The organism is Caloranaerobacter azorensis DSM 13643 (genome assembly GCF_900129995.1).
Classification (GTDB): Bacteria; Bacillota; Clostridia; order Tissierellales; family Thermohalobacteraceae; genus Caloranaerobacter; species Caloranaerobacter azorensis.
Genome location: NZ_FQXO01000096.1, coordinates 1 through 7,585 on the forward strand (window position 1 = coordinate 1; position 7,585 = coordinate 7,585).

Annotated in this window: 9 protein-coding genes and 1 pseudogene; 3 read left to right on the top strand and 7 right to left on the bottom strand. The window is 27.2% G+C overall.

Going from position 1 to position 7,585, the window contains the following annotated elements:
- On the bottom strand, window positions 1-224 hold a 224-nt coding region (locus BUB51_RS13690; RefSeq protein ID WP_143153617.1), incomplete at its 3' end, for a transposase.
- A 791-nt stretch (window positions 225-1,015) separates the two neighbouring features.
- Between BUB51_RS13690 and BUB51_RS11375 the strand changes: the two genes are divergently transcribed.
- Together BUB51_RS11375 and BUB51_RS11380 are read left to right on the top strand one after the other, a co-directional pair.
- Window positions 1,016-1,237, top strand: coding sequence for a hypothetical protein (locus BUB51_RS11375; protein WP_073197850.1), 222 nt, complete (start codon window positions 1,016-1,018; stop codon window positions 1,235-1,237).
- On the top strand, window positions 1,230-2,654 hold the full coding sequence (locus BUB51_RS11380; RefSeq protein ID WP_200791958.1) for a TRM11 family methyltransferase: 1,425 nt from the start codon (window positions 1,230-1,232) through the stop codon (window positions 2,652-2,654). Before BUB51_RS11375 ends, BUB51_RS11380 begins: the two co-directional genes overlap by 8 nt.
- Window positions 2,655-3,003: 349 nt before the next feature.
- Here the strand turns inward: BUB51_RS11380 and BUB51_RS11385 are convergent, their stop codons facing one another.
- The 5 genes and pseudogenes from BUB51_RS11385 to BUB51_RS13490 form a co-directional block, all read right to left on the bottom strand.
- Complete coding sequence (locus BUB51_RS11385) at window positions 3,004-3,720, bottom strand: MvaI/BcnI family restriction endonuclease (RefSeq protein ID WP_073197853.1); 717 nt, start codon at window positions 3,718-3,720, stop codon at window positions 3,004-3,006.
- Between the two features lie 14 nt (window positions 3,721-3,734).
- Window positions 3,735-4,535, bottom strand: coding sequence for a BsaWI family type II restriction enzyme (locus BUB51_RS11390; protein WP_073197856.1), 801 nt, complete (start codon window positions 4,533-4,535; stop codon window positions 3,735-3,737).
- An 11-nt stretch (window positions 4,536-4,546) separates the two neighbouring features.
- A complete protein-coding gene (locus BUB51_RS11395; RefSeq protein WP_073197857.1) occupies window positions 4,547-4,768 on the bottom strand; it encodes a helix-turn-helix domain-containing protein in 222 nt (73 codons plus the stop codon).
- Window positions 4,769-5,213: 445 nt separating this feature from the next.
- Window positions 5,214-5,939 (bottom strand): annotated as a pseudogene (locus tag BUB51_RS13485) (transposase); the annotation flags it as partial.
- Between the two features lie 135 nt (window positions 5,940-6,074).
- The gene (locus tag BUB51_RS13490; protein WP_242945587.1) at window positions 6,075-6,488 is read right to left on the bottom strand and encodes a transposase; all 414 of its coding nucleotides are present in this window, start codon (window positions 6,486-6,488) and stop codon (window positions 6,075-6,077) included.
- 193 nt (window positions 6,489-6,681) lie between these two features.
- On the opposite strand from BUB51_RS13490, the gene BUB51_RS11405 reads away from it, so the two are divergent.
- A complete protein-coding gene (locus BUB51_RS11405) occupies window positions 6,682-7,038 on the top strand; it encodes a hypothetical protein (RefSeq protein ID WP_073197859.1) in 357 nt (118 codons plus the stop codon).
- Window positions 7,039-7,273: 235 nt separating this feature from the next.
- Here the strand turns inward: BUB51_RS11405 and BUB51_RS11410 are convergent.
- On the bottom strand, window positions 7,274-7,585 hold a 312-nt coding region (locus BUB51_RS11410; protein WP_073197136.1), incomplete at its 5' end, for a hypothetical protein.

Below are 7,585 nucleotides of genomic sequence, written 5' to 3' on the forward strand. Positions count from 1 at the left end.
TTGGTTTGTTTTTTTAAAAGATCACGAAGAATTTGTATTTCAAGTTCTTTTTCACCTAAAAGTTTCTTTAGTTGTTCATTTTCTTTTTCTAGTATCTGAGACTTAACATCTTTATTAGTAGTTTTGGAAGTTTGTTTAGAAACTGTTGTTTTTCCATATTTTTTATAGTTATTTATCCATCTTGATAAGGTAACTGGATGAATATCATGACGTCTTACTACTATACCTTATTCACCAGTTTCTAATGCTTCTTTAACTACTTTAACTCTAAATTCTTCAGTGAGTTGTTTTTTTGGCACTTAAATTCACCCCCTAAAATTATTATATTTCTATGGTTAATTTTGTCCAAATCTATTAGGGGGCTAAAAGCATTTTGCTAATAACTTTTTAACTGTTTATTTTAATAGGATGATTAATATTGATTTCTTAACAAAAAAAATAATCAATTTAACATTATAGAAGTGAAATACAAATATGAAAGTAGAGATGGATATTTCGGGATTAATAAAGGTCAAATGGAAATGTTTAAGTTTTTTATATCATTAGGCTTTAATGTATATCATTTTATTCTATATAATCATACCAAAGATATGAATATTTCTATTTTTGGATATTTAGATCTACTAGAGAAATAAGAATTGATATTATGCAAAGCTCAACGACATATCTACACATGGAATAGGGGTGGTATCAGAAATGATATTGGTTAGTGGAGAATTTAAACAATCATATTATATTATAAGCTATCAATAAAAAAATCCAAAAAAGAAAAATTCAATTTAAAATTATTAATAAATAATCTGATAAAGAAATTATTAAATATAAAAGTAGACTGCAAGTAATTATGGGACAATTTATTTTTTATATGTTTATACCAGTAATTAATAAAAAATTCTTAAAAATGATATCAAATTATACAATTAGAAAAGAAAGAACAAATGTTTGAAAAACAAGGTTGAATATTCAAGTTAAATATGATAGAATTACTCTATAAATTATAAAGGAAGGTGGCACGATGGGCAAGAATAATTGGGGAGGATATAGAAAAGGTGCTGGACGTACACCTTTAGATGAAAAAGAGAAAAAGAAGGGAATAAAAATTTATGTAAATGATTATCTTAAAGAAGATATTGAAAAATATGGAGTTGGAAAAAGTACATCTGAAAAAGCCGCTGAACTTATTAAATCAGAAGTTTTAAAGAGGAAAAATAAACAACTGGAGGATGAGTATGAATAAATTAAAAAATGTAGATAAAGAGTTAATAAATGAGTTTAGGAATTTGCCAATTAATTATTGGGATTTTGAGGGTGAAGATACCAAAGAATTAACTCATGGTTTACATAATTATCCTGCTGTAATGATATATCCTATTTCAAGAAACATTATCTCAATTGTTAAGAAGTATCAAAAAATTGATACTTTACTAGATCCATTTATGGGAAGTGCTACTGTACTAGTTGAAGGAAAACTTGCAGGTTTAAAAGAAGTATATGGAACTGATTTAAATCCTTTATCAATTTTATTGGCAAAAGTAAAGACAACTGTTCTTGAGGAAAGTGAATTAGACAAAAAAGTTCTAGAGTTAAAAGAAAGAATAGAGGAAATATATTGTAAGAATAGTATTATATTAGAAAGCATTAATTCTTACGTAGAAAATAACAAGATTGATATTACAGCTAAAAAAGGTTGGGGTGAAGAAGCCCATATTATTTTAAGAGATTTCTTGAAAAAAAATAACAGTGACTTAAGAGTTCCAAATTTTAAAAATATGGGGTATTGGTTTAAACCAAGAGTAATTTTGGAACTCCAATTGTTAAAAAATGTTATACTAAACATACAACAGGAAGATTACAGAAATTTCTTTTTAGTATGTTTTAGTGAAACTGTAAGATATGTTTGCAATACAAGAAATTCAGAATTTAAACTATTTAGAATGGAAAAAGAAAAGATTAAGGATTTTGCTCCCGATGTAAAGACAGAGTTTTATAAGTTTTTAGAAAGAAATGTTAAAAAAATCAAGGAGTTTAGCAAAAGGTGTGAAAGCGACTGTTCTGTTAATATAGAGTTTGAAGATGCTAGAGTTTTGAATTCTATTCCAGATAATTCGATAGATTTAATGATTACTTCGCCTCCTTATGGAGATAGTAAAACTACAGTAGCATATGGTCAATTTAGCAGGCCTTCATTATGGTGGTTAGATTTGAAGTATATAGAACCTAGCAATATACACAAAGTTGATAATAATCTTTTAGGTGGTAAAAAAGCAAAAAAGGATTTTAATTATGAACTTCAATCTGAAACATTAAAAAAGTCAATTGAAATAATAAAGGAAAAGGACCTTAATAGGGCAAGAGAAGTTTATAGTTTTTATGTTGATTTAGATAAGTCAATACAAACTATAACTAAAAAAATGAAGTTAAATAGCTATCAATTTTGGGTTGTTGGTAATAGAACGGTTAAAGAAGAGAAATTATTAACTGATAGAATAATAGTTGAGCTAGGAAGGCAATATGGACTGGTAGAAGTTTGTGATATTCCAAGAAGTATTCCAAATAAGGTTATGCCTTCAAAAAATTCACCAACTAATGAAGTGGGGAAAACTGTTACAACTATGACCAATGAGCATATAGTTGTTTTAAGAAAAGAAAGATAGTGAGGTTTTATTAAGTTTAAAGATACATCAGAATTTAATGGAAAAGGCGAGCAGAAGAGGGAAAACAGCATAATTTTAAAAAGGTTTTGGCTTAATTGTGGAAATTTATGATTTAGTTGATGTATTAGTATTTTTAACTTTAGAGCAAATACTAGAAGTAATCAATCATTGTATTGAATATGATAATTTGAGAGAAAATGATTTGAGGTATAGAAAGTTCTATGCAATTAACAAACCCTATAAAGTTTACAGAATCAATTCACTATAAACATCCTTGAGGCGTAGTTATTTAGGTGAAGTTGGACAATACATTAAAGGATAGGAAGTAATTCCCATCCTTTTTAGTGTTTTATAAAAGTTTAATTCTATGAGCAAAACATAAATGTATTTGGTTGTTCATAATACGGAATGCTGTTCCATGATCATGAGTTCTTCCATCCGGATATTGCCCTATTCTTATATCTATTTTTATTATTCCTCTATTTATTAATTCTTCAAAGTTTTTAAAACTAAACCCTGATAATTGATAGGCTTCAACAAAATGGAATTCCTCATTTCTACCAGTCCCTTTACAATTTGCTTTAACAAAAATTAATTTCGGTAGTTTCTTTTCAAATGCTTTTTTTAAATCTTCTTTTTCCCAGTAAGCGGTTACCTGTTGAGGAAAGTTTGATTTCAAATACAATCTATCACCAACAACTTCAACTTTAAAACCATAAGGGGTTCCATTCACTGTATTATAACTTGTACCGCTTACTGTAGAATGTAGAATTTTTCTGCTATCTCTTCTGGGGTCAACATATCCGTATGTATTAAGCAATATACCATTTACTCTTGGGGGTTTTGGCGATTTTGTAAACAAAGTAATCATACTAGTTTGATTATTTCTACATGATTTTAATTCTCCTAAATCACCTAAATCTGCACCTGCAATATTATTTTCATTGATACCTAATAAGTCTTCTAATGTTTTCCCAATTCCGGTTGGTCCACTTCTATGTGTAGGTATATATCCCATTTGCTCAATTTCCTTAAGTCTTTGTTTTAATGTTTCTAAAGTATACATTTTTACCTCCTTGTTTAATAGATTTCATTTAGAAAATCAATAACATTTTCAAAACATTGGATATTATCATTTAAAAATTCATTATCTGGTTTTGTAATATATGCTCTATCAAAGAAATTAAATATACCGTTTATTTGAGGATTATTAATTTCGTTGTAAAGATCTGCAGTTACAAAACACATAAAAATTTTTCTTGTGTTATTATATTGTAAATTATAGATGTTTTTAGGACACTCTTGAGAGATTGGAATATGTTTACAGGTGCATGTCGCTAAATCAACAAGAAGTTTCCATTTGTATGTTTGTCCTGCTCTTTCTCGTAAAGAAGTCTTACATGAAAAATTAACAATTGGAGAGAAATCATCATCCTTAAAAATTAAAACGTCTGAATCAGGTTTTTGGCTATCTTCATTATAACCAACCGTAATAGTTGCATACTTATCTAAAAGTGGATGGTTCTTATATCTTGCATTTACTACAATATTTTTGTATATGTTACCGATTTGGATATTTCTGATTATTGAATATGCAATAAGTGTCTGAAAATTATTTCCTGCGACTACTTTTCTAGTTTGTGAGGGATCGGATATTCTTCCAGACTCAAGTCTTTGATTAATAACTTCTTCAACTCTGTTTTGTGATGATCTTAGAATATCTTTTAAATAGTTTAGTACTTTTCTTGTAGCTTGTTTTTCAGACAATCCATTTGCTGTAAATCGTTCTAAATATTGATTAAAAGTTTCGATACATGGTTGAAAATAAGGATACTTACTAAATTTTTTCATTGTTTTAAGATTTTCTTTTTTATAGTCCATACGTTTTTCACCTATTCTATTAAAAATAGTTTGAATTCTTCAATTTCTAAAGCATTAGCAATTTTCTTAATGTTGTCTAAAGAAATGCTTCTTGTACCTCTTTCCACAGCACTTATGTATGTTCTATGTAAGCCGGAAAGAGCAGCTAACTTTTCCTGAGAAATACCTTTTTGAAGTCTGTATTTTTTAACATTTGACCCAAATAAAATTTTAATATCATAGTCACTTGCCATAATTTTCTACCCCCCACAAATTTATTCTAGTACTATTATATTAAATACGTCTACAGACAATAAGTTACATATTGAAGATTATATCGTTTTATATGGTAGAAATATAAGTAGGTATATAGAAAACAAATACTTGATAGAGAGTGTTTACAACAGAGAAAAAAGAATATAGGTATTTTAGTAATAGACATTGCACCAAATATGAATTAAGTAGTTGTTTTGTCAAATAATTATGAAAAAATTGAAAAATAATGGTATTAGTATTAAAATAGAGACATGAGCATAATTAATAAAATTGCCGAAGGCAAAAAAACAAAATAATAATATAAAGATAATAAGCATATTTTGAAATGTATAAAAAGTAATATCAACCAAATTATTACATCAAAGAAACAAAAAAAGACATACGGGTAGTGTAAAAATAGAATAACGTAAAATAAGAATTTAATTAAGCTAATTTTTTATAACCCGTTAGGGATTTGATTTTATCAATACAACCATCTTTAATAGCAGCAAAAGCTAAAGCAAGTAAACATATATGCCCTAAAGTATTTAAATTACTAACTGAATTAATATTTCTAACGTAAGCTTTTTCAAGATTCAAATTTTTCCATCTTGAGTTATATCTTTCAGATTCAGTTCTAAGGGCATAAATCTTTTTAAAGAAAATAGAATCTCTATTTATAGAAGAACGATAATCAGTTCCTATAGTAACATATTTAGTACAGCTACGGTTTTTCTTACCATTAAAATATTTAGGATGTTTGCATGGACATAAAGAATCATCTTTTTTAGTTCTAAAAGGACAACAATACTTTTGTTTAATGTAACCATTAAAATATTGTTTGCCGTCTTTATGCATAGCAAGACCAGCATCACATAAAACATTGCCATTAGGTAATTTAGTATGATTTTTAGTATTTCTTTTATTAAGGGCAATAAAAGCATGTCCATTTAAATCGTAGCGGATAAAATTATGAATATCTTTAGTATCAAAACCTTTATCAGCAATAAATTTAGTTTCTTTCAAAGAAAACCAATTGTTAGTATTTTTAAGAAATTCTACAGTTATAGACATTTCTTTAATGTCTGCTGTAGTAGTAATTTCAGCAATAGGAAGTCCTGAAGTAGCGTCAGTGAGAATGATGTTTTTATAACCCCAATAAAATTTATAATTTTTTTCGTTATGAGAATTACTAGCAGTATAAACGCCTAATTTACAGTCTTTATCGGATTTTGGAGGATTAGCCTTATCAAATTTATTTTTAGCAAAAGATTTAGGGTTATTAAATTTAGTGTTAGCAAATACTTAAGTAGCATCTGCTGAAACAAAAGAATTACTAATAAAACCCAAATCCTTAAGATGTAAGACTAATTTTTTCATAATATTTGAAAAGAATTGGTTATCTATGTTTTTAATAAATCTTTCAAAAGTCCAATAGGAAGGTAAAGGTTTCATAATATCAAAGCCACAGAGATAAGCAATATAAAGATTATTATTGAGATAATCTATTAGTTCAGTAATATGAGAAAATTTTTCACATTTCATTACAATGAATGCTTTAAAAAGAGAATGTCTTGAATATCCTTTAGGGCCATATTTTGAAGATGGATATTCCGGGAAATCAGATAAATCAATAGCATCAAACAATTTTAAGTAGAAATTTGACTTATGTGTAGAAGTAAAGAATTCAATACATTCCAAAATAAGTTGCCTATTCATAAAGGGTTCGCCTCCTTTTAAATTAAATATTTGGTGATAAATATATTATTTGACAAAAGTGAGGCGAAATCCTTTTTGAAATACAAAAAATTTACAGAGTGATTAAAAAATTTTATGTTTTGAAGCAAAGTAATATTAGGCGTTTCAAGTTATGCTAAATGCTAATAATTACTAATGTAGAGGTGATAAAATAATGTGGCTGAATAAAAAAACATTGGTTTTCTTTCTTATTACTTTAATTTTAATGGTTGGCTGCAGTAATAAATCTAAAATTACTAAATATGACCTTCCTCCAATGATTTTTTGGAAAGATACAATATATTATGTGCAGGATAAAAATTATGAGTCTATAAAGGAAGAACAAATTGACAAAAAAATAGGGGAAATAACAAAGGTAATTGATGGAACCGACATACCAAAATCTCATGGAATTGCTAATATTTTTAAAGAAGGATCTAATATATTTACTTTAAAGGGTAAAAAATCAGAGGAAATAATTGTTATACAGTATGAAAATGAATATTATATAGCTTTATCAAAGAGCAAATAGAAAATAGCATGTATCTATTCGAAACAAACGGGACACACCGAGACTGCTGAAAAACACCTCCTAATAAATGTAAAAAATAACTTCAAATTTAAAAAGTGAATGTAGAAGTAATATATATGAATAATTTGGAGGTGTTTAGTGTGCTAGAGAAAAAAGATAAGCAGCAAAGCATATATTCAATATTATACAATAAAATATCTTCAATTCGTAATATGAAAAATTAAATTCATCTATGCTATACTAAAGCTAAAATAGGATCAAGGAGTGATTGAATCTCTTCGCTACAAGAACTATACAATTTTATAAATTCTAGGAAGTTGAAGATTGCAAAGTACCTACCCCTGTAGATTATTACTTTCTTTTCTTTTTTACATACATACTTCTTTATAGCTACTGGTAAACTTTTTTTGGCATACTTTTGCCCTTCTTCTGTGTTTTTGTATATTTGAAAATACATATATCCTATCAATAACATAACTATATGAAATACTATAAAGTTGTATTTTGTACTTTTAAAATCTTCTAATTTCCAAAATTCTTTTATTTG